This is a genomic window from Streptomyces sp. NPDC030165 (assembly GCF_055573595.1).
The window spans coordinates 26,030-48,857 of the sequence record NZ_JBVIBD010000003.1 but is presented as its reverse complement, the minus strand read 5'-3'; the positions used below and the strand labels follow the sequence as shown (position 1 = coordinate 48,857).

Sequence of the window (22,828 nt, the reverse complement as noted above, 5' to 3'; positions counted from 1 at the left end):
CGTCCTGGTACTGGAGCTTGAACTTGGCACCTTGGCCGGTGGCCTTGCCGTCCGCCCGCACCGTGTGCTGGGCGGACTGCTGCACGCAGCGCCGGCCTCCGGGTGCAGCGTGCCGCAGTGGAACTGCGCGGCCGCGGCCCCTGCGCACACGGTGCCCACGGCGGTGGTGATCCTGCGGTTCATCCGTTCTGCCCCCCTTGAGTCGCCGGATGGACCGACACCGGAAAGCTACGGGCGGCCGCCGCCCGGAAAGCAGACCGGCGGGTGTCCGTTTCCCGTCCGATGCGGGTCCGTTCCGGCCGCCTCGGCGACATACTTGACGGGTGACCGACCGGTTGGGCGACCGGCTCGCGACGGCGCGCGAAGAGGACTTCGTCGGCCGCCGCGGTGAGGCGGCCGTCTTCCGCGAGCTGCTGGCCGCCGGCCGCGGCGCGGTGGTGTACGTGCACGGTCCCGGCGGCATCGGGAAGACCACCCTGCTGCACCACTTCGCGCAGCTCGCCGGGCGCGCCGGGCGGCCCGCCGTACGGCTGGAGGCGTCCGGAGTGCGCTCCTGCGAGGAGGAGCTGGCGGAGCGCATCCCGGACCGGCCGGACCTGGTGCTGCTCATCGACGGCCTGGACGACGCGCGGGCGGCGGGCGAGGCCGTGCACCGCGAGCTGCTGCCCCGGCTGCCCGCCGACGCGGTGGTCGCGCTGGCCTGCCGTACGGCGCCGCCGCTGTCCTGGCGCCTGGATCCGGCCTGGCAGGGGCTGCTGCGCCTGCTGCCGCTCGGCCCGCTGGACGAGGCGGACAGCCGGGAGCTGCTCACCCGGCGCGGCGTGCCGCCCGCCGTGCAGGAGCAGGGACTGGCCTTCACCCGCGGGTATCCGCTGGCGCTCGCGCTGGTGGCGGACGTCGCCGCGCTCGGCGGGGAGGCGGCCGGGCCCGAGCCGTCGCCGCAGGTCGTACGGGGTTTGCTGGCCAGCCTGCTGGAAGCGGTGCCCACGCCGCTGCACCGGACCGCGCTGGAGGCGTCCTCGCAGGTGCTCTCGACGACGGAGCCGCTGCTGGCCGCGCTGCTGGACGTGGCCGACGCCGGGCCGTACTTCGACTGGCTGTGCGGGCTGTCCGCCATGGAGAGCGGGGCCCGCGGGGTGTGCCCGCACGACCTGGTGCGGGACGCGCTGGACGCGGAGCTGCGCCGGCGCGACCCGGAGCGCAGGGTGGCACTGCACCGCCGGGCGAGCGCGTACTACCAGCGGCTGTTCACCCAGGAGGACGACCGGGGGCGGCAGCGGGCGGTGCTCGCGGACTTCGCGTACCTGCACCGGGACAGTCCGGTGGTCGGGCCGCTGCTGGAGCCGGTGGCGCGCGGTGCGGCGGGCGCGGCCCGGCTGGACCGGCTGACCGTCTCGCCGGGGCCGGTGACCGGCGGCGAGCTGGTGGAAGCGTGCACGGTCGCCGCGATCCACGAGGGGATCGAGGCGGCGCGGCTGGTGCACGACTGGTCGCGGTGCCCGGAGGCGGCGACGTACACCGTGCGCGGACCGGACGGGGTGACGGCCGGCTTCTACACACTGATCGAGCTGGGCGGCGCTCCCCCGCCGGGCGCGCCGGACGATCCGGCGGTACGGGCGGCCTGCCGCTGGCTGGACGCGCACGGTGAACTGCGGGGCGGGGAGACGGCGTTGCTGGTCCGGTTCTGGATGAGCCGCGACGAGTACCAGACCGTCTCCCCCGTGCAGAGGCTGATCACACTGCGTCTGACGCACCACTGCCTCACCGGTCACCGGCCCGCCGTGACGCTGCTGCCGTTCGCCGACCCGGAGTTCTGGGAGCCGTGCTGCGCGTACGTGGACTTCGCCCGGCTGCCCGCGGCGGACTTCACCTCCGGCGGGCGCCGGTTCGGGATGTTCGTGCACGACTGGCGGCGGGTGCCGGGGCTGGCGTGGCTGGCAATGCTGACCGAGCGGGAACGGGCCGAGGACCCGTTCACCGTGGGCCCGCCCGTCATGTCGGTCCCCTTGCGAGTGCTGGACCGGGAGGCCTTCGCGGCGGCCGTGCGGGACGCGCTGCGGCAGCTCGTACGGCCGGACGGGCTGCGGGACTCACCGCTGCTGGAGACGCGTCTGGTGGCCGGGCGGTGCGCGGCGGACCCGGCGGGCGGGACGGCTCCGAAGGAGCGGGTGGCGGCGCTGCGGGAAGCGGTCCGCGCGGCCGCGGCGGCACTGGAGGCGTCACCGCAGGACCGCTGGGCCTTCCGGGTGCTGCACCACACGTATCTGCGCCCGGCCGGCACCCAGGCGCGCGCCGCGGAGCTGCTGCGCCTGCCGATGACGACGTACCGGCGTCATCTGGCCGCCGGGGTCGCCCGGTTGACGGAGCTGCTGTGGCAGGAGGAGCTGGAGGGCGGCGGGCCGGAGCCGACGTAGCGGCTGTACGGCTCGGTCGCCGCCAGGTATCACCCCTCCAGGACGAACCGGCTCCGGGCCCGCATCGCCGCCGTGATCCCGGCCGGGGCCTTCTCCGGCGATCCCGCGTCGTACGGCGGCTGCGGGTCGTACTCGATGCCGAGCTGGATGGTCTGCGCTCGGATGTCGCCGGCGATCCGGCCCGCCAGCGCGAGACCCATGTCGATGCCGGAGGACACACCGGCGGCGGTCACGTACTTGCCGTCGAAGACGACGCGCTCGCCGGTCGGTTCGGCGCCGTGGGACGGGAGCTGTTCCAGGGCGAGCCAGTGCGAGGTGGCGCGGCGGCCCTTGAGGAGCCCGGCGGCGGCGAGGATCAGCGAGCCGGTGCAGACGGAGGTCGTCCAGATGGTGCGGGTGTCCACGGCGCGGATCCAGTCGTGCAGCGGGCCGTCGTCCATCAGCGCGGCCTGGCCGGGGCCGCCGGGTACGACGAGCACGTCCGGGGCGGTGACCTCGGACAGGACGGCGTCGGCGGTCAGGGCGAGGGTGCCGTTGTCGTTGCGGTGTTCTCCGGTGCGCCCGGCGACGAAGACGGTCTCGGCGCCCGGGAGGCGGCTGAGGGTGTCGTACGGGCCGACGGCGTCCAGGGCGGTGAAGCGGTCGTAAAGGAGGATGGCGATCTGCATGGTGTGCCTTTCGGTGGTGCGGCGCGGTGACGGGCAGGGTGGGCGGCCGGTCAGGAGAACGGCGGCGGGGAGGCGGGCCGGAAGCGGCGGCGGTATTCGGCGGGGGCGGCGCCCAGCGTGCGGGTGAAGGCGCGGCGCATCGCTTCCGGGGTGCCGTAGCCGCAGCGGCGGGAGATGCCCTCGATGCCGTCGGTGGTGTCCTCCAGGAGGCGGCGGGCGGCCTCCAGCCGGATCCGGTCGACGTAGCGGCCGGGCGTCATGCCGACCTCGGCGCGGAACGCGCGGGCGAAGTGCCGGGGTGACAGGCCCGCGCGGTCGGCGAGCGTCTCGACGGACAGGTCGGCCGCCGGGTTCTCGGTGATCCACTGCTGGACGTCGCGCAGCGGGCGCCGGTCCGCCGTCTGGGCGGCGAGCTGGGCGCTGAACTGCGTCTGGTTACCGGGCCTGCGCAGGAAGACGACCAGGTGGCGGGCGATGTCCAGCGCGAGGTCGCGGCCGAGGTCCTCCTCCACCAGTGCCAGCGCGAGGTCGATGCCCGCCGTGACGCCCGCCGAGGTCGCCACGTCGCCGTCCCGTACGTAGATCGGCTCCGGGTCGACCCGTACGGCGGGGAACGCCGCGGCGAGCGCGTCGCAGCGGGTCCAGTGGGTGGTCGCCCGGCGCCCGTCGAGCAGCCCGGCGGCGGCGAGCAGGAACGCCCCGGTGCAGACCGCGACCTTGCGCCGGGCCCGCGGCGCGTTCGCGCGCAGCCAGTCGACGAGGCGCGGGTCGGGTGTCCGGGTGCCCCGTCCGCCGGGCACGAGGATGGTGTGCGGCGGCCCGGCGTCGGCCAGCCGGAGGTCGGGGGTGACGGTCAGCCCGCTGGACGTACGGACCGGGGCGCCGTCGAGCGAGGCGGTACGGACCGGGTACGCGCCGGGGGCACGCAGGGCGGCTCCCGTGAAAACCTCCAGGGGGCCGGTGACATCGAGGCTCTGCACGCCCTCGAAGAGGACGACCAGCACGTCGCGCTGTTCCATGGCGACCATCCTGGGCGGGCGCGCCCGATGGCGGCAATGACGAATAACCCACCTTTACGGCCATCGGCGGGCGACGGACACGGTCATCGGCGGGGCGCCGGGCACGCCCCGACCGTCGCCGCATACGGCCGGGGACCGGCTCGCCGCGGGCCTGCCCTCCCCTCCATACCAACGGGTCGGTAACCTGCGGGCATGACCTCCACGACCTCGCTCCCGGAGCGCGCCGGCCGACGTTGTCACCACGTCGTCAACCCGCTGCACTCGACCGTCTACTTCTCCCCGGACCTCCCGGCCGAACTCGCCGCACTCGGCGTCGAGGACCGCAGCGCCGCCTACTTCGCCGGCCGCGCCGCGGCCATGGGCGCGGTGGGCCCCGGCACCGTCACCGCGGCCTTCTACAACTTCAAGTACGACCTGGTCGCCCGGCACATACCGCAGGTCTGGTCCGTCGTCTCGCCCGAGGACGTGCTGGCCGCGCGGCTGCGGGCGGTCGACAGCACCCTGCGGCGGCTGCTCGGCGACGCCGCGGTGGAGTCGCCGGAGATGGCCGAGGCGGCCCGGCTGGCGCTGCGCGCCACCGAGGGCTGCACCCGGCACGCCCGGCCGCTGTACGCCTCGCACGCCGACCTGCCGGTCCCCGAGGCCCCGCACCTGGCCTACTGGCACGCGGCGACGCTGCTGCGCGAGCACCGCGGCGACGGCCACCTGGTGGCGCTGCTGGACGCCGGGCTGAACGGCCTGGAGGCGCTGGTCACCCACACCGCCACCGACCGCGGCGCGGACCGCTCGTGGATCCTGGCGACCCGCGGCTGGTCCCTGGAGGAGTGGGAGGCCGCCGAGGAGGGGCTGCGCGAACGCGGCATCCTGGACGCGGCGGGCGCCCTGACCGAGGCGGGCACCAAGCTGCGCGCGGACGTGGAGGACACCACGGACCGGCTGGACCTGGCGCCGTACGAGCACCTGGGCGCGGCGGACGTGGCCCGGCTCACCGAACTGGCCACCGGCTTCACGCAGGCCGCGGTGGCGGCGGGCGCGTTCCCCAAGGAGCTGCTCGGCAAGCGCTGAGCCGTCGGGCGCGCGCCGATCCGTTCGGCCCGGCCCGCAGGACCGGCACGGGAGGCCCGGACTCGCGGGAACGGCGCGGCAGTTGACCCGCCCCGCCGTACGCCCGTGCGGCCTCCCGCGTACGGAGAAATGCAGGTGCGCGGGACGGGCCGCCGCTGCCAGGCTGCGCCGATGGACCGTCGACGGATCTCCCGGATCGCCCACACCGGCCACCCGATCGCGGCGCCGCTCGACGACGGCTCGGTGCGGCGGCTCCTGGAACACGCCCTGCCGTGCGGCGACGAGCGCGTGCTCGACCTCGGCTGCGGGGGCGGGGAATGGCTGCTGCGCGCGCTGGCCCGGTGTCCGGGGGTGCGGGCCGAAGGTGTGGACGTCTGCGCGGAGTCCCTGGCGCGCGCCCGTACGGCCGCCGCCGGGCAGGGTGTCGCGGACCGTCTCGTCCTGCACCGGGAGGACGTCACGGACTTCCGTTCCCCGCACCCGTTCGGGCTGGTGCTCAGCGTCGGGGCCGCGCACGCCTTCGGCGGCCTGCTGCCCACGCTGGCCGCGGCGCGCGGGCACCTGTCCCCCGGCGGACGGGTCCTGGTCGGCGACGGGTTCTGGGAGCGCACGCCGTCCGGGGAAGCCGTCGGGATGCTCGGGGACTTCGCCGACCTGCCGACCACCCTGGAACGCGTCGCCGCCGACGGGTGGACCCCCGTCCACGGGCATATCAGCACCCGCCGCGAACTGGACGACTACGAGTGGTCCTGGACGGGATCGCTGGCCTCGTGGGCCCTGGACCAGCCCGACGGACCCGACCGTACCGAAGCGCTCGCGGCGGCCGACACCCACCGTACGGAGTGGCTGCGCGACTACCGGGACAGCTGGGGATTCGTCAGTCTGGTACTGCGCCGTACCGACGGCTGAGGGCCGGAGCGGACCGGAGCGGGCCCGCTGACACGCCCGGCCGCCGACCCCTTCCGGGCGGCCCACCGCCCCCGGCGCCCGGCACCTCCCACCCCGCCCGCCCCACGCGCCCGCACCTGCCCCGTACGGAACGCTCCCTCGCGCGTGCGGCTTCTCACACCTGGCCGCAGCCGCCCGGGTCGCGCGACAGTGCGGCCCGCCAACCTGCACAATGCAGGCTCAAGCAAACGCTGGAAGGCGGGGCAGGAAACAACGTGACGGCATCCACCGAGGCCAACGGGGCGTCCGGGACCATCGGATCCATCGAAGCGAGGATCGCCGACGAGCTCGGCGTCAAGGAGCGGCAGGTGAAGGCCGCGGTCGAACTGCTCGACGGCGGCTCGACCGTGCCCTTCATCGCCCGGTACCGCAAGGAAGCGACCGAGATGCTCGACGACGCGCAGTTGCGCGCGTTGGAGGAGCGGCTGCGCTACCTGCGGGAGCTGGAGGAGCGGCGTACCGCGATCCTGGAATCCGTCCGGTCGCAGGGCAAGCTGGACGCCGCGCTGGAGGCGCAGATCCGCGGCGCGGAGTCCAAGGCCCGCTTGGAGGACATCTACCTGCCGTACAAGCCCAAGCGGCGTACCAAGGCGCAGATCGCGCGCGAGGCGGGCCTGGAACCGCTGGCGGACGGGCTGCTGAGCGACCCGTCGGTGGAGCCCGCGGCGGCCGCGGCGGCGTTCGTGGACGCGGACAAGGGCATCGCCGATCCGGCCGCCGCCCTGGAGGGCGCGCGGGCCATCCTGACCGAGCGGTTCAGCGAGGACGCCGACCTGATCGGCGAGTTGCGCGAGCGCATGTGGTCGCGGGGCCGGGTGGCCGCGAAGGTCCGCGCGGGCAAGGAGGAGGCGGGCGCGAAGTTCGCCGACTACTTCGACTTCGCGGAGCCGTTCACCGCGCTGCCGTCGCACCGGATCCTGGCGATGCTGCGCGGCGAGAAGGAGGAGATCCTCGACCTCGCGCTGGAGCCGGAGACCGAGCCGGTCGAGGGCACCACGTCGTACGAGCAGTCCATCGCCGCGAAGTTCGGGATCGCCGACCGCGGCCGGCCGGCCGACAAGTGGCTCAAGGACACCGTCCGCTGGGCCTGGCGCACCCGCGTCCTGGTCCACCTCGGCATCGACCTGCGGCTGCGGCTGCGGCAGTCCGCCGAGGACGAGGCGGTACGGGTCTTCGCGTCCAACCTGCGCGATCTGCTGCTGGCGGCGCCGGCCGGCACCCGCGCGACGATGGGCCTGGACCCCGGCTTCCGTACGGGCGTGAAGGTCGCCGTCGTGGACGCGACCGGCAAGGTGGCCGCCACGGAGACGATCTACCCGCACGTGCCGCAGCAGAAGTGGGACCAGTCGCTGGCCACGCTGGCGCGGCTGGCCAAGGAGCACGGCGTCGAGCTGATCGCCATCGGCAACGGCACCGCGTCCCGCGAGACGGACAAGCTGGCCGCCGACCTGATCGCGGCGCAGCCCGAGCTGAAGCTGACCAAGGTGATGGTCTCCGAGGCGGGCGCGTCGGTGTACTCCGCCTCCGCCTTCGCCTCGCAGGAGCTGCCGGAGCTGGACGTGTCGCTGCGCGGGGCCGTCTCGATCGCACGCCGCCTCCAGGACCCACTGGCCGAACTGGTCAAGATCGATCCGAAGTCGATCGGGGTCGGCCAGTACCAGCACGACCTGTCCGAGGTGAAGCTGTCGCGTTCGCTGGACGCAGTGGTCGAGGACTGCGTCAACGGCGTCGGCGTGGACGTCAACACCGCGTCCGCACCACTGCTGTCACGGGTGTCCGGCATCAGCTCCGGGCTGGCCGAGAACATCGTCGCGCACCGCGACGCCAACGGCCCCTTCCGCGCCCGCAAGGCCCTCAAGGACGTGGCACGCCTCGGCCCGAAGGCGTACGAGCAGTGCGCGGGCTTCCTGCGCATCCGCGACGGCGAGGACCCGCTGGACGCCTCCAGCGTGCACCCGGAGGCGTACCCGGTGGTGCGCCGGATGGTGAAGACGGCGGGCGGCGAGGTGTCGTCGCTGATCGGCAACACGGTGGTGCTGCGCTCCCTGAAGCCGGCCGACTTCGTCGACGACTCCTTCGGCCTGCCGACCGTCACCGACATCCTCCAGGAACTGGAGAAGCCGGGCCGCGACCCGCGTCCGGTCTTCAGGACGGCCACCTTCAAGGAGGGCGTGGAGAAGATCGGCGACCTGCAGGCCGGGATGCTCCTGGAGGGCGTGGTCACCAACGTCGCCGCCTTCGGGGCATTCGTCGACATCGGTGTCCACCAGGACGGCCTGGTGCACGTCTCCGCCATGTCCAAGACCTTCGTCAAGGACCCGCGCGACGTCGTCAAGCCGGGCGACATCGTGCGCGTGAAGGTGCTGGACGTCGACATCCCGCGCAAGCGGATCTCGCTGACGCTGCGCCTGGACGACGAGCCCGGCAAGGGCGGCGGCCCGGCCGACGGCGGACAGCGCGCGAGCGGGCCGCGCGAGGGCCGGCGCGGCGACCGGGACGGCCGCGGTGACCAGCGGCGCGGCGGCACCCCGAGGCAGCGCCAGGGCGGTGACCGCCGTGGCGGCTCCCGCGACGCTGCCCCGGCGAACGGCGCCATGGCCGACGCGCTGCGCCGCGCGGGCCTGCTGGGCAAGGAGAGCGGCGGGCGCTGACCCGAAGGCGGCCGGGGCCGGCTCAGGCCGGCCCCGGTCCCACGGGTGCCCAGGTCACTCGGGCGCGTCCTCGCGCGGTACCGGGCCCGGGCCCTTGCGGCGCTTTCCGGTCCCCGGGCTGCTGCGGTCGGCACCTCGTCCTACATGGCTGACCCAGCGGCCGTCTTCCTGCGATACGTAACTCTCCCCGACGCCGGCGGCCTCCCCGGCACTGCGGTCCGGGGCGGCGGGGGCACTCTCCCGCGCCGCGCGCTGCGCCCTGCGTTCCCGTTCGGGGCGGTTCTCGGACATGTCACCCATGCTGGCTCCCGGCTCACGCTGGAATCGGTCGTTCGGTGGCGCCGTGGCGGTGCCGCCCGGCTCCTCCAGTACCGCACCGGCCCGGCGCCGTCGTCCTGCCCGGTGTGCCAAGCGGGTGGCGGCCGGCGGCGGCCGCACCGGCGGGTGTGTGCTCAGGCTCCGCCTACCCGCCGCGGGCCGGGTCAGGCCGCGCCCGCGAAGCCGCGCATCCGTTCCAGCTCGGCGGCCACGTCCGTGAGCGTCGCGCAGCCCGGTACGGGCGGGATCTGCGCCGCGAGCGCGGGCGGCCCCGGCCGGCCCGGGTCCTCCAGTGCGTCCGCCATCGCGGTGAGCGCCTCGGACAGCCGGCGCGCCTCCTGCGGGGTGGGGCGGCGGGCGCCGTGGTCGAGCCGTACGGCACAGGCCGTCGCCGCGTCGACGATGCGTTCGGCGGTGGTGACGACCGTGAGCCAGTCGGGGTTGCGGCCGCGCGCCGCGACGAGTTCGGCGGCCGCGGTCTCGGCCGCCGCGCGGGCCTCGCCCAGCGCCCGGTAGGCCTCTCGGCGCAGCACCAGCCGCTCGCCCCGGTCGTGCCCCGGCTCGGTCCTGAGCACCTCGGCCAGGTATGCGCCGGTGGCGCGCAGCGCGGCGGTGACCCGGTGGCCGACACGGCGGCGCGGGTCGGCCAGCCGCGGCAGGTGGCCGACGACGAGCACGATGCCGCAGGCGGCCGAGGTGTCCACGATCCGCTCCAGCGCGGCCTGCGGATCACCGCTGACGTGCACGAACGACAGCACCATCAGGGTGATCGCGACGGTTTGCAACGCGAAGTGGCGGGTGGCGAACGGCAGCAGCGCGCCGCCCGCGCCGGCGATGAGCGCGGGCCACCACCAGCCGTGCAGCAGCGCGCCCGCCGCCGCGAAGACCAGGACGCCCGCGACGGTGCCGGCGAAACGGTTCACCGTACGGGAGAAGAGCGGACCCAGGTCGGGCTTGACGAGGAAGGTGACGGTGGCGGGCAGCCAGTACCAGTGCTCGGCCCGCAGCGCGAGGGCCACCGCCGCGCTCACGGCGATGCACAGGCCGACCCGCAGACCGTAGTCTCGGCCCGCCGGGCCGAGAAGCCCCCGGCCGCGCCGGGCGGGCGGGGCGATCAGCGCGATCAGCCGGCTGAGCGGGGAGGGGCGGCGGCCGGGCGGCGGGCGGTGGGATGTGGCCCCGGGGCCCCGGGTGGTTGCCGCGGGAGGTCCGGAGGCGTCAGGCCCCGTATGGGCAGTCCCGGAAGATTCCGGACGGGCCGTACCGGAAGCGGCCGGTTCCGAGCGGGCCGCCTCGAAGGTGGCCGATTCCGAACGGACCATCCCGGAGGCATCCGTCCCGGAGGTGTCGTGCCCTGAACGGGCCGTACCGGAAGCGGCCGGTTCCGCAGCAGCCGTCCCGCGTTCGTCCCCCGCCACCGTACGGACCGGTACGGCTCCGGAGATCGCCGCGGGTCCGCCGTCGGCCCCGGCGGCGTCCACCGGTTCCGTACGGTCGAAGACCACCGCGGCGTCCAGGAGCGCGCGGTCGAAGGCGCCGCGCGCCGGGGAGCTGGTCTCCGGGGCGGAGAGCCGGCCCGGCGGGCGGCCGGTGCGCAGCGCTTCGGCGAACCGGCGCGGGCCTTCGGCGACCCGGTCGGGCAGTGGCTGGGCCTCCCAGAGCAGCGCGACGCTGGCCTCGCACAGCGCGGTGCCGGCGGCCAGCCGCTCGGCGAGCAGCCGTTCGTCCGCGCGGGAGCGGCGGCGCAGCAGACGGCGCAGCCGCAGCGCCTCGTCGGCGCGGTCGAGGGCGGCGGTGAGGCGGCGCCGGGCCGCTTCTGCGCCCGGCCCGCCGACGGCTTCCAGCGCGTCCGCGAGCGCGTCGAAGACGGTGGCGACGGCCGCCCGCTCGCCGCTGAGCGCTCCGCCGGCCGGGCGGGGCGGGTGGAACACCAGGCGCAGCAGGAGCAGCCACAGGCAGCCGGCCAGGAGGTAGAGGGCCTTGAGCCAGGGCGCGCCGGCCAGCGGCATGCCCGCGCCGAGGATGGTGCTGGCCAGCATCTGCATGCCCGCGTTGGACCGCACCGGCCCGGCGACGCTGCCCGCGCCCGAGACGAAGCCCACGGCGAACAGTGCGGGGACCACCCACCAGCCCGCGCCGACGGTCTGCAGCGTGGCGCCCATCAGCATGCCGAACGACGACGCGAGGGCGGGCAGGCCGATGTGCACGATGCCGCGGCGGCGGGTGCCGGGGCGGTCGTTGACGCCCGCGAGCATGGAGCCGAGGCCGGCCAGCACACCGGCCGCCGGGTGGCCGGTGGCCACGCCCGCGGCGAGCAGCGGGCCCGCGCACAGCGCGCCGCGTACCACGGCGGCCCAGGGGACGGGCAGCCGCTGCCAGCGCAGGGGGTGGGCGAGCCAGGTGGGCACGGCGCGCGGCGCGCGGGGCATGGGCCTCCTTGTTCGACGGATGACGGCGGGGCGGGCATATGGGTACGTACCCGTACGGAGCGGGACGTACTGCCTGGCAAAGGGATGGGCACGCGGAGTGCCCGGGACGGGTGCACGGCGCAAGGTGTCCGAGGGGCGTCATCGGCCGACGGTGCTGACACCCAGCTTAAGGTCCCGTTGGTACGCATCGGGACGTGCGGGTTACGGGGATGTCAAGATCACATTCAGCCGTGGCGAACGCGCGCCCGGCCCCCGTACCGAAGACCCGCCGCCCGCACCCGGCCCCGCCCGCCCGGTCTGCTCCCTCTTCCCGCTCTTCCGCCTACTCCCCCGCCACCTCCGCGACCAGCACGCTCCCGCCCGTCCGGGCGACGACGTACGCCGTCCCCTTCGTCGACCGCGCGTCCACCGCCAGCCGGTGCGTGCCCGCCTCGACCTGTCCGGCGAACAGTTCCGCCGTCCTCGTGCGCGACAGGCGGTCCACGCGGTACGCGGTGACGGCGAGCCGGCACGGCACCGCGGTCTCGACCGTGACCTCGCCGCGGACCGCGGCCAGCCGCAGTAGCCGCCGCTGATCCTGCGGACAGCGGTCCAGGGCCTGTTCGATACGGGCGACGAGCAGCGGGACGACCGGCACCGGCAGGTCCACGAAGACCGCCGAGGACCCCGCCGCCACGAACGCGGCCCGCACCGCGTCCCGTTCGGCCTCCCCCACCGCGCCGGCGAAGGCCACCGCTCCGTACGACCGTAACTCGTCCGGCGAGGCGCCCGCCGCGTCCATGGTGATCTCCGCGCCGACGCCGATGCCGCGCAGGGCCGCGGCCAGCCGGGCCGGCAGCGCGACCCGGTGACCGACCAGCAGGACCCGCCGGGCGGCCGCGGCACTGCGCTCCGGACCGGCGTCGGACAGCAGGTGCTCCAGCGCGGCCCGGTACTGCGCGCCGTGGAAACGGAACGGGCCGATGCCGGGGTAGCCGTCCCGCCGCAGGTCCGCGGTCCGGCCCGTCTGCCAGGCGAAGTCGCGCCAGACGACGTCCGTGCCGTCCCGCTCGATGACGGCGGTGACCGCGCCGCACTCCAGCCCCTCGCACTCCGGGCAGCCGTACAGGACGTAGCGCCCCTCGGCGAGCGGCGCGTCCTCCTCCAGGAGCAGCCGCCGCACGTGCGCGGTGAACAGGGACGGCCCCAGGTCGGCGGCGAGCGGGGAGACCGCGTCGAGGTCGGCCAGGCGCAGCAGGAGGGGTCTGCCGTCGACGATGAAGTCCCAGAAGTCGCGGTGGACTTCGTACGCGCCGTTGGACAGTACCGCTCCGGCGCGCGTGGCGGGCGCCAGTCCGAAAGTCGCGTAGTGCGCAGACATGTCATGAGTATCCCCACGCAACCGGCCCTCAGAGCCGGGTGACGGGCAATTCACGGGGAGGGGGACGTTCCGTATCCCGCGGCCGCCGTTCCGTCCCCGTGGCGGCCGGGCGGCGGCACGGGGCCGTCACCGGGCACTCCGCAGGATGTCCGCCGGATCTCCGCTGGTTGTCCGCAGGATGTCGGATGCCCCGCCGGACCCGTCGCCCCCGGCCAGCGCACCGGATAGCGTCCTGGCATGACGACGAGCGATGTGATCGTGATCGGCGGCGGGGTGACCGGCCTGACGGCCGCCGTCGGGCTGGCGGAGCGCGGACGCGAGGTGCGGGTCGTCAGCCGCGACCCGGCCGGGGACACCACTTCCGCCGTCGCGGGCGGCCTGTGCTGGCCCTACCGGGTACGGCCGGAGGAGCGGGCCGTGGCCTGGTCGCTGCGCTCTCTCGACGTGCTCACCGAACTGGCGGCGCGTCCGGAGGAGACCGGCGTGCGGCTGGTGACCGGCACGATGGCCGACGCCGGGGACGCGGAGCCGGGCGGCTGGCACGCGGCGGTGCCCGGGCTGCGGCGGGCCGCGCCGGACGAGCTGCCGCCGGGCTACGACGCGGGCTGGCGGGCGTGCACCCCGCTGGTGGACATGCCGTCCCACCTGCGGTACCTGGAGCAGCGGTTGGCGAAAGCGGGCGGCACGGTGCAGCGGCGGCCGTTCACCTCACTCGCGGAGGCGGGGCGGGAGGCCGGCACGGTCGTCAACTGCTCCGGGCTGGGCGCCCGCGAGCTGGTCCCGGACGTGGCGGTCCAGCCGGTGCAGGGGCAGCTGGTGATCGCGGAGAACCCGGGCATCGAGGAGTGGTTCGGCTCGGCCGACGGGCACGCCGAGACCACGACGTACATCCTGCCGCAGCCGTACGGGGTGGTGCTCGGCGGCACGGCGTGCGAGGGCGCCTGGTCGCGGGAGCCGGACCCGGCGACCGCCCGGGCGATCGTGGAGCGCTGCGCGCGCGTCCACCCGAAACTGGCGCACGCGCGCGTCCTGGCGCACCGGGTCGGCCTGCGCCCGGCGCGTACCGCCGTACGGCTGGAGGTGGAGCGGCTGCCGGGCGGTGCGCTGTGCGTGCACAACTACGGGCACGGCGGGGCGGGCGTGACGGTGGCGTGGGGATGCGCGGCCGAGGTGGTACGCCTGGCGGGCGGCGGCGGGACGGCATGAGGGGAGGGCCGGTCGCCCGCCGGCCCTCCCCTGGATCTCACTTCCGCGCGGCCGGTGCTACGGCTTGCCCTCCTCGGTGGCCGGGGCGGCCGCACCGGCCGTGGCAGAGGTACCGGACGTACCAGATGTACCGGGCGTGCCGGCGTCGTTTCCGTTGCCCGGCCCGATACGGATCTCGAAGTCGCCGTCGTACCGCTCGTGGCCCGCGATGACGGCCAGTCCGACGACCTCCTCGCCCTTCTGCCCGCGGACGATCAGCGGGTCGTGGCGCAGGTCCTTCATCAGCGCCCAGCACATCGCGAGCATCACCAGGGTGAAGGGCGCCGCGACCAGGATCGTCAAGTCCCGCAGTCCGGTGAGCGCGTCGTCCGAGCCGCCGCCGATCAGCAGCATGATCGCGGCGACCGCACCGGTGACCACGCCCCAGAAGACCACCACGAGCCGGGTCGGTTCGAAGGAGCCCTTCTGGGAGAGCGTGCCCATCACGATGGACGCGGCGTCCGCGCCGGAGACGAAGAAGATACCGACGAGGACCATGACCAGGAGGCTGGTGACGGTGGCCACCGGGTACTGGTGCAGCACGTCGAAGAGCTGCCCCTCGGGCGTGGTCTCGCCGGAGAGCTTCTTGCCGTCCTGGAGGTGCATCGCCGTGCTGCCGAACACCGCGAACCACAGCAGGCTCACCACGCTCGGCACCAGGATCACCCCGCCGATGAACTGCCGGATGGTGCGCCCGCGGCTGATCCGGGCGATGAACATGCCCACGAAGGGCGTCCAGGAGATCCACCACGCCCAGTAGAAGACCGTCCAGCCGCGCAGCCATTCACCGACCTTGTCCCCGCTGCCGGCCTCCGTCCGGCCGGCCAGCTGCGGCAGCTCGCCGATGAAGGTGCCGATGGAGGTCGGCAGCATGTTCAGGATGAGGATGGTCGGTCCGACGACGAACACGAAGACGGCCAGGATCAGCGCCAGCACCATGTTGATGTTGGACAGCGTCTGGACGCCGCGGGCGATGCCGGAGACCGCCGACAGGACGAAGGCGACGGTCAGTACGGCGATGACGACGACCAGCAGGGTGGTGCTGACGCTGTCCATCCAGCCGAGCACCTTGATCCCGCTGCCGATCTGGAGCGCGCCGAGCCCCAGGGAAGCGGCGGAGCCGAAGAGGGTGGCGAAGATGGCGAGGATGTCGATGACCTGCCCGCCCCAGCCGTTGGCGCGCCGCTCGCCGATCAGCGGGGTGAACACCGCGCTTATGGTCTGCCTTCTCCCCCGCCGGAAGCAGCTGTACGCGATGGCCAGCCCCACGACCGCGTAGATCGCCCACGGGTGCAGGGTCCAGTGGAACAGCGTGGTGGCCAGCGCGGTGTCCATGGCCTGCGCGGCGTCCTCGGGGTCGGTGCCCGGGGGCGGCGCGGTGAAGTGCCCCAGCGGCTCGCTGACGCCGTAGAACATCAGGCCGATGCCCATGCCCGCGCTGAACATCATCGCGACCCAGGAGACCGTACGGAACTCCGGCTGCTCCCCCTCCTTCCCCAGCGTGATCCGTCCGTACTTGCTCACGGCCAGCCAGATGGCGAAGACCACGAAGCCGGAGGCGGAGAGCACGAAGGCCCAGCCGCCGTTCTTGATGATCCAGTCCAGCATCGTCGTCGAGGCGCTCTTGAGCGACTCGGTGGAGGTGGCGCCCCAGACGATGAAGGCGAGGGTGAGCAGCGCCGTGACGCCGAAGACCACGCGGTCGGTCTGCGGAGGGCCGGTGCGGTGTGGTGCGCCGGGAAGCTCGGCTTCGACCGGCGCACCTCCCCCGCCGCCCGTGTCCTTGTCTGTTTCCGACACGTGTCGACCTTTCAATCGGCCAGTTTTTCCCTACCCGTTACCCCCTACCACACGGTGGGACGCGTTCAGCAGCCCTTGAGCGGAGTCGCGGCCGTAAGGTGATATTCGGCCCGGCCGTCCAGCAGCAGCGGAACGAGGGCGCGCAGCGGCTGGCGGAGCGGCACGACGGCTCCACCCCGCGCGGTCCGGTGCGACGACACACCGTGCAGCGCGAGTTCGTCCTTGACCTCGGTGTACTGCCGTGCGTCGAGGCGGTAGGCGCACGGCGGGTCGGTCAGCACCTTTTCGGCGGCGGGCGGTTCGTTGTCGGCGCCGCCGAGGTAGACAGGGCCCCGGTCGGCGTAACCGGCCAGCCGGGCGCGGGTCGTGGCGGACTCGATCCGGCCCCTGCGCTCGCCCACGTAATCGAACAAGCCGTTCAGTGCGGCCTGGTGCGAGGTGACCCGGCGGCGGTTGTTCAGCGCGGGGTCGGCCTTCTCGGCGTCGGTCAGCGCGTCGGTCCGGGTCTCCACGAGCAGCCCGACGGAATTCTTGACCCCGGCGGTGTTGCGCAGAATGCGTTCCTGACCGTCGCCGGCCACCTGCTTGACCGGGTCGCCGGTCACCGGGTCGGTCCAGATGCCGTAGATGCCGGTGCTGAAACCGGCGCCGGCGGCTTCCGGGCGGACATACTTCTCGGACAGGACGGTGGACTCCCGGTGTACCGCGCGGGCGGTGTTGAGGTTGCGGGGCCACAGGGACAGCAGGTCCTTCATGTAATACGGCACGGTGGGCCCGTACTCGTGCAGGTCGTAGACGACGTCCGGGCGGTAGTCGCGCTGCACGGCGGCCAGCGCCCGGGCTTCGGCGGTCTTCAGGGCGAGGTGGTCGCGGTTGATGTCCACGCCGCCGGAGTTGCCGCGGGTGTCGGCGGCCCGGCCGTCCGGGTTGGCGGTCGGCACGACCAGCACGCTCGTGCGTTCCAGGAAGCGCCGGGTGGCCCGGTCCCCGGCGAAGGCGAGATCGCGGACGGTGGACAGGCACGCCTCGCGCCCGGACGGCTCGTCGCCGTGCTGTGAGCAGATCAGCAGCACCGCGTTGCCGCGTCGCACGTCGGCCGCGCTCTTCGGGGCAGGTGCGCCGATGCGTACGAGCTGGAGCGGGCGGCCCTGCGCGGTGATGCCGATCCGGTCCGTACGGACGCGGTCGCTCGCCCGTTCCACGGCCGCGAGGAAGTCCTGCTCCTCCGGCTGAGTGGTCCAGCGGGCGCCCTCGCTGGTCTCGAAGCCGGTACGCGGCAGGTCCGGTCCGGCCGCCCCGGCGGGCGGCGAGGCCAGCAGGGCCGTGGTGAGTGCGGCGGCCAGCGCCCCGAGGGCTAGGCGGCGGTAGAAGGTCGTCACGAGGGGGTGCCTCCGGTGTCGGACGGTGGGGCGAACGGTGGAGGAAGCGGAGCGGCGTACGGCCGGGGGCCGGGGCGCGGTGCCCCGGCCCCCGGCCGTACCGTCAGCGCACGTCCGGTATCCGGCTCGGTACGGACGGCTCGACGCCGGTCGGCGGCGCCGGTGCGATCCGCGCCCCGCCGGTCCCCGCCGTGGCCGCGGCCAGCGCCTTGCCGCCGCCGACGACGGGCAGGCGGGCGGCGGTGCGGGCGAGGTCGAGGGTCAGGCGCGGGGTGCTGGACGGCGGGTCGATCAGACCGGCGTCCGTGCCGGCGATGATGAGGGCGAGGCGGTGCCCGGCGGGTACGACGTGGTCGCTCGCGGCCAGGTCGAGGGCGATCGTGTAGGACTTGCCGGGGGTCAGCGGGCGGCCCTTGCCCGGGTCCGCCCAGGTGCCCAGGTCGGCCCAGCCGCGGCTGAAGACGGTGTGGCCGACGTGCACCGTGTCGGCCTTCGTCTCCTTGTAGCAGGCGCTGTCACCGGTGGTGCTCGCGCCCCAGCAGGTGCGGTCGGCGAGGGTGGTGACGCCCTCGCCCGCGGCACCGTAGTTGCGGATGGTGTCGGGGCCGAGGTCCACCAGGACGGCGGAGAGGTGGGCGGTGGTGGTGCTGGGGGTGGCGGTGACGGTCACCTTGCCGGAACCCGACAGGCGCAGCGGCCTGTCCAGCGGCTTGGTGGTGAAACCGGCCTTGGCGGGAGTCGGCGTGTCGATCTGCGCGGCCCAGTCGGACTCGTCCAGGCGCGGGTCGTCGGTGAAGGTCTCGGTGGCGCCGTGCGGTGCGCGCCGGGTGCCGAGTCCGCCGACGCCCGGGGTGCTCCCGTTGCGCGGCCGTACGGTCGTGGCCGACGTGCCGGCCGCGGGCCAGACGCGGTCGGTGGCCCACTGGTCGGGGGCACGCTCGACGTCGGCCATCGGCTCGTCGTCGATGCCGTTGTCGTAGCCCATCAGGTAGTGGTCGAACCAGCGGTGCAGCGTGCGTACCCAGTCGGAGCGGCGGAAGTCGAACGGGTCGACGTGGCCGGTCTGGGAGAGCCAGACCTTGCGCTCGACGCCGTTGTCGGCGAGTGCGTCCCACCACTGTCCGAAGTGCTTGGTACGGACGTTGAGGTCCTGCATCCCGTGGACGGCGAAGACGCTGGCGGTGACGTTCTCCGCGTCCTTGACGTAGTCGCGCTCGGTCCACAGCCGCGTCCAGTCGCCGGTACGCGGTGCGCCCTCGGCGAGCTTCTTCTGCACCGCGTCGCACCGCAGGCGCGCCTCGGGGCTGTTGACGCGGTCGGCCAGCCGGTCGGGTCCGGAGTTGTACAGCGGGGCGCCCTTGGCGAAGTAGTAGTCGTACCAGGAGGAGATGGCGGCGATGGGCACGATGGTCTTCAGGCCCTCCACGCCGGTGGCGGCGACACCGTTGGCGATGGTGCCGTCCCAGCTCTTGCCGATCATGCCGGTGTCGCCGTTGGACCAGCCGGCGGTGACGCGTCTGCCGCCCGTACGGGAGTCGTAGGCGCGCGCCCGGCCGTTGAGCCAGTCGACGACGGCGCGCGCGGACTGGATGTCGGAGCGTCCGCCGACGTCCACGCAGCCGTCCGAGCGGCTGGTGCCGGCCAGGTCGACCAGGACCGTCGCATAGCCGCGCGGTACAAAGTAATTGTCGTAGAAGAGCGGGAACTGCACGGGCCGGCCCGCGCTGTCGTAGGTCTTCTTCTGGCTCTCGTTACCCCGGCCGCAGCAGGAGTAGTAGGGACTGGCATCCATGATCACGGGGACCCGGCGGCCCTGCTGCGCGGGTTCGCGCGGCCGCACGATGTCGACGGCGACCCGGTCGGTCCGCCCGTCCGAGTCGCCGTCGATCCTCGTGTCCACCCAGACCGATTCGCGTATCGCGCGGTCGTAGGAGTACACGGGTCTGGACTCACCGGAGGCGGCCTGAGCGGCGGTCGCCGGTCCGGTGAGCGTGGTCAACAGGGCGACGGTGACCGCCGCCACGAGCGCTTTCCAGGGGATGCGGGGGAACCGCGCGCTTTTGGTCACGGGGCGGACGGTAGCGCGGGGGAACTCCTGTGCGTAAGAGTGCGCGGAGTGGCGGACGTGCGCGGAACGCGGTCCGCGGGGGTGCTGTGCCGTGCGGCGGCCGGGGGGCTTGTGACGTCCTGATGTCGGTCATGTGTCAGGTGCGGCCATGGACATGACGGGCGGGTTCCGAGTACATAGGGTCTGAAGAACTGAGGATCTGATGAGCCGAACGGGCTCACCTCCCCTACAAGCTGGAGGAATTCGTGCGTCACAGACTCATCGTTCCGGGTGCGGCCGCCCTCAGCCTGCTGCTGGCGATCCCGGCTTCCGCGGCCAGTTACACACCCGGCGCTCCGGGCGCGGGCGACTCCTACTACCCCGAGAGCGGCAACGGCGGGTATGACGTCTCCCATTACGACCTTCGGCTGAAGTACCAGCCGAAGACGGACCTGCTGGAGGGCACGGCGACGCTGCTCGCCAAGACGACGCAGGACCTGAGCCGCTTCAACCTCGACTTCGGCCTGAAGGTCAGCGAGATACGCGTCAACGGCAAGAAGGCGTCCTTCGCCACCTCCGGCAAGCACGAGCTGGAGGTCACGCCCGCCACGCCGCTGCCCAAGGGCAAGGACATCAGCGTGGTCGTGCGCTACGCGGGCAAGCCGTCCGAGCTGAAGATCGACGGCTACTCCGCCTGGCACCGCACGCCCGACGGCGGGGTGATCGCGCAGGAGCCGGACGCCGCCGTGTGGTGGTTCCCGAGCAACGACCACCCGACCGACAAGGCGACGTACGACATCTCGGTCTCGGTGCCGGACGGCAACCAGGCGCTCAGCAACGGCGTCCTGCTCTCGCAGTCCTCCAAGCTCGGCTGGACGCGCTACAACTGGCGCTCGGACAAGCCGCAGGCGTCGTACCTGGCCACGCTCGCGGTCGGCAAGTTCGACGTCACCAAGGACACCACGGCCAGCGGCCTTCCAGTGATCAACGCCGTCAGCAAGGACCTCGGCTCCTACGAGGGGTCGGCGCGCGCGAGCATCGAGCGCACCACCGAGGTCACGGAGTGGCTGGAGTCGGTCTTCGGCCCGTACCCGTTCAACTCCGTGGGCGGTTACGTCCCGAACGTGAAGGCCAGTTACGCGCTGGAGACGCAGACCCGCCCGTTCTACGGCAAGGAGGCGTTCGCCAACGGCACCAACGTCTCCGTGGTGGTGCACGAGATCGCGCACCAGTGGTACGGCGACAGCGTCTCGGTCAAGGACTGGAAGGACATCTGGGTCAACGAGGGCTTCGCCCGCTACAGCCAGTGGCTGTGGTCGGAGAAGGAGGGTGAGGGCACCGGTCAGGAACTGGCCGACTACGTCTACGCCCAGCACCCGGCCGACGACCCGTTCTGGAAGGTCAAGCCGGGTGACCCGGGCCCGGACAACCAGTTCCACGGCGCGGTGTACGACCGGGGCGCGCTCGCCCTCCAGGCGCTGCGCAACAAGGTCGGCGACCGGGCGTTCTTCGGGCTCCTGAAGTCCTGGCCCACCGACAAGAAGTACGGCAACGCCTCGGTGCACGATTTCGTGACGTACGCCGAGCGCAAGACCGGCAAGCCGCTCGCCGAACTGTTCGACACCTGGCTCTTCCAGCCGTCCAAGCCCGCGGCCGCCGCGGCCAAGGCCACGTTCGGCGCCCGGTCGGCCGCCCCGTCCGGGGCACCGGCCCAGCCGAAGTCCTGGAAGTCCATCCAGGCCACGAACAACGTGCACGATCACGAGCACGACCACCAGCACTGACCTGGAGCGGGGCCCGGCGCACACCACGCCGGGCCCCGCTTGCTTTCCTGGACACGGAGGGTCCAGGATGCTGGCGTGACCGAGTTATCAGCCGATCCACGGGCCACGCCCACGCGGCCCTCCCCCACCCTCGCCGCCCCGCGCCCGGGACCGCTGCTCGCCGTCCTGCTGTCCGCGTGGTTCATGGCGCAGTTCGACTTCTTCGTCGTCAACGTCGCCGCCCCCTCGTTCGAGAAGGACCTGCACACCGGGCCCGCCGCCCTCGAACTGATCGTCGGCGGCTATGCCTTCGCGTACGCCAGCGGCATGATCACCGGCGGCCGGCTCGGTGACCTCTTCGGCTACCGACGTACGTTCATCGTCGGGCTGATCGCCTTCGCCGTCACCTCCCTGCTGTGCGGCATCGCGGTGAACCCGGCCCAACTGGTCGGCGCCCGGCTGCTCCAGGGCTTCGCCGGGGCCGTCATGGTGCCGCAGGTGCTCGCCACGATCACCGCCTCGTTCCCGCCGCACGCGCGGGGCCGGGCGCTGGCCTGGTACGGCGTCGCCGGCGGTACGGCCTCGGTCGCCGGACAGGTGCTCGGCGGGCTGATGCTGGACGCCGACATCCTCGGGCTGGGCTGGCGGATCCTGTTCCTGATCAACGTGCCGATCGGCGTGGTCGCGGCCCTGCTGGCCCTGCGCTTCCTGCCCTCGGTACGCTCCGGCCGCCGGGCCCGGCTGGACCTGCCCGGCGCGGGCGGTGTGGCCCTGACGCTGGGCCTGGTGCTCGTACCGCTCGCCATGGGGCGCACCGCCGGCTGGCCTGCCTGGACCTGGATCTGTCTGGCCGCCTCGGTGCCGGTGGGCGCGGCCACGGTGTTCTGGCAGCGGACCCTGGCCGCCCGCGGCGGCGAGCCCGTACTGGACCTGGCGCTGTTCCGCGAGGGGTCCTACCTCGCCGGTGTGGTGACGGGGGCGGCCTTCATGGCGTACTGGGCGAGCGTGATGTTCACCCTGACGCTGCTGCTCCAGGGCGGTTTCGGGCTGGGCCCGTTCCAGGCGGGGCTGGCCTTCGCGCCGACCGGTGTGTGCTACGCCGGCTTCGCGCTGCTGAGCCGGCCGCTGGTCCAGCGCTACGGGCTGCGCATCCTGCAACTGGGCAGCGCCGTCACGGTGACCGGCCTGACAGCGGTCGCGCTCGTGCTGCACTTCCAGCCGGACCGTGGGGCGCTGCCCTGGGTCGTGGTGACCATGGCGGTGGCCGGGGTGGGCAACGGGCTGATGTTCCCGCAGCTCATCGGCGCTTCGCTGGTGCGCGTGCCGGCGCAGCGGGCCGGGATCGGCGCCGGGGTGCTGACCACCGCCCAGCAGTTCGGCGGCGCCGCCGGTGTCGCGGTCATCGGTGCGGCCTTCTTCGCCCTGGCCGGCAGCGTGCCGAGCGCCGCCGGGTACGCGCGTGCCGCCATGTGGACCACCGTGGTCTCGGTCGCCCTGACCTGTGTGGTGACGGTGCTGACGACGGTCATCCGGCGCGCGGCGGACCGTACCGCTCGGGCCGAGCGCGAGAAGGAGCCGGCGGACGCGTCCTGAAGGCCGCCCGGCAGGCGAAGGGGGGGGGAGGGGGTGTGGGGGGGGGGGGGGGGGGTCCTTTGTCCGTTGTGGGGGGGTGACTTCCTCTCCAACCCCTTGCGTGTCGGTCTTTCTATGGGGTCTTCCCCT

Annotated in this window: 15 protein-coding genes; 7 read left to right on the top strand and 8 right to left on the bottom strand. The window is 73.8% G+C overall.

The genetic code is table 11. From position 1 onward, the window contains the following. Positions 1-323 precede the first annotated feature (323 nt). Positions 324-2,414 carry a hypothetical protein gene (locus ACZ4Z1_RS06635; protein WP_468485476.1) on the top strand — a complete coding sequence of 697 codons (2,091 nt, stop codon included), beginning with the start codon at positions 324-326 and terminating at the stop codon, positions 2,412-2,414. A 29-nt stretch (positions 2,415-2,443) separates the two neighbouring features. Here ACZ4Z1_RS06635 and ACZ4Z1_RS06630 read toward each other — a convergent pair whose 3' ends face one another. Together ACZ4Z1_RS06630 and ACZ4Z1_RS06625 are read right to left on the bottom strand one after the other, a co-directional pair. Next, on the bottom strand, positions 2,444-3,082 hold the full coding sequence (locus tag ACZ4Z1_RS06630; protein WP_468485475.1) for a DJ-1/PfpI family protein: 639 nt from the start codon (positions 3,080-3,082) through the stop codon (positions 2,444-2,446). 50 nt (positions 3,083-3,132) lie between these two features. Next, a complete protein-coding gene (locus ACZ4Z1_RS06625; RefSeq protein WP_468485474.1) occupies positions 3,133-4,101 on the bottom strand; it encodes a GlxA family transcriptional regulator in 969 nt (322 codons plus the stop codon). Between the two features lie 192 nt (positions 4,102-4,293). Between ACZ4Z1_RS06625 and ACZ4Z1_RS06620 the strand changes: the two genes are divergently transcribed. From ACZ4Z1_RS06620 to ACZ4Z1_RS06610, 3 genes are all read left to right on the top strand, one after another. Further along, a complete protein-coding gene (locus tag ACZ4Z1_RS06620) occupies positions 4,294-5,166 on the top strand; it encodes an SCO6745 family protein (protein WP_468485473.1) in 873 nt (290 codons plus the stop codon). A 171-nt stretch (positions 5,167-5,337) separates the two neighbouring features. Further along, entirely contained in the window at positions 5,338-6,075 is a 738-nt protein-coding gene (locus ACZ4Z1_RS06615; protein WP_468485472.1) for an SAM-dependent methyltransferase, read from the top strand. Positions 6,076-6,329: 254 nt separating this feature from the next. After that, positions 6,330-8,765 (top strand): Tex family protein, encoded by a 2,436-nt coding sequence (locus tag ACZ4Z1_RS06610; RefSeq protein WP_468485471.1) that lies wholly within the window; start codon positions 6,330-6,332, stop codon positions 8,763-8,765. A gap of 54 nt (positions 8,766-8,819) precedes the next feature. Here the strand turns inward: ACZ4Z1_RS06610 and ACZ4Z1_RS06605 are convergent, their stop codons facing one another. The 3 genes from ACZ4Z1_RS06605 to ACZ4Z1_RS06595 form a co-directional block, all read right to left on the bottom strand. Beyond that, the gene (locus ACZ4Z1_RS06605) at positions 8,820-9,056 is read right to left on the bottom strand and encodes a hypothetical protein (RefSeq protein WP_468485470.1); all 237 of its coding nucleotides are present in this window, start codon (positions 9,054-9,056) and stop codon (positions 8,820-8,822) included. A 191-nt stretch (positions 9,057-9,247) separates the two neighbouring features. Further along, the gene (locus ACZ4Z1_RS06600; protein WP_468485469.1) at positions 9,248-11,512 is read right to left on the bottom strand and encodes an FUSC family protein; all 2,265 of its coding nucleotides are present in this window, start codon (positions 11,510-11,512) and stop codon (positions 9,248-9,250) included. 322 nt (positions 11,513-11,834) lie between these two features. Continuing rightward, entirely contained in the window at positions 11,835-12,872 is a 1,038-nt protein-coding gene (locus tag ACZ4Z1_RS06595; protein WP_468485468.1) for an oxidoreductase, read from the bottom strand. Between the two features lie 237 nt (positions 12,873-13,109). On the opposite strand from ACZ4Z1_RS06595, the gene ACZ4Z1_RS06590 reads away from it, so the two are divergent. After that, positions 13,110-14,078, top strand: a complete 969-nt coding sequence (locus tag ACZ4Z1_RS06590; protein ID WP_468485467.1) for an FAD-dependent oxidoreductase — start codon at positions 13,110-13,112, stop codon at positions 14,076-14,078. A 57-nt stretch (positions 14,079-14,135) separates the two neighbouring features. On the opposite strand, the gene ACZ4Z1_RS06585 is transcribed toward ACZ4Z1_RS06590, so the two are convergent. From ACZ4Z1_RS06585 to ACZ4Z1_RS06575, 3 genes are all read right to left on the bottom strand, one after another. Next, entirely contained in the window at positions 14,136-15,917 is a 1,782-nt protein-coding gene (locus ACZ4Z1_RS06585; RefSeq protein ID WP_468485466.1) for a BCCT family transporter, read from the bottom strand. A gap of 65 nt (positions 15,918-15,982) precedes the next feature. Continuing rightward, the gene (locus tag ACZ4Z1_RS06580; RefSeq protein ID WP_468485465.1) at positions 15,983-17,296 is read right to left on the bottom strand and encodes a M14 family metallopeptidase; all 1,314 of its coding nucleotides are present in this window, start codon (positions 17,294-17,296) and stop codon (positions 15,983-15,985) included. A gap of 103 nt (positions 17,297-17,399) precedes the next feature. Further along, a complete protein-coding gene (locus ACZ4Z1_RS06575; RefSeq protein WP_468485464.1) occupies positions 17,400-19,364 on the bottom strand; it encodes a Xaa-Pro dipeptidyl-peptidase in 1,965 nt (654 codons plus the stop codon). Positions 19,365-19,609: 245 nt separating this feature from the next. Here ACZ4Z1_RS06575 and ACZ4Z1_RS06570 point away from each other — a divergent pair, with 245 nt between their 5' ends. Further along, positions 19,610-21,127: a M1 family metallopeptidase gene (locus tag ACZ4Z1_RS06570; protein WP_468485463.1), complete on the top strand. Its 1,518-nt coding sequence runs from the start codon at positions 19,610-19,612 to the stop codon at positions 21,125-21,127. A 75-nt stretch (positions 21,128-21,202) separates the two neighbouring features. Continuing rightward, positions 21,203-22,699, top strand: a complete 1,497-nt coding sequence (locus tag ACZ4Z1_RS06565; RefSeq protein ID WP_468485462.1) for an MFS transporter — start codon at positions 21,203-21,205, stop codon at positions 22,697-22,699. Positions 22,700-22,828: the final 129 nt, after the last annotated feature.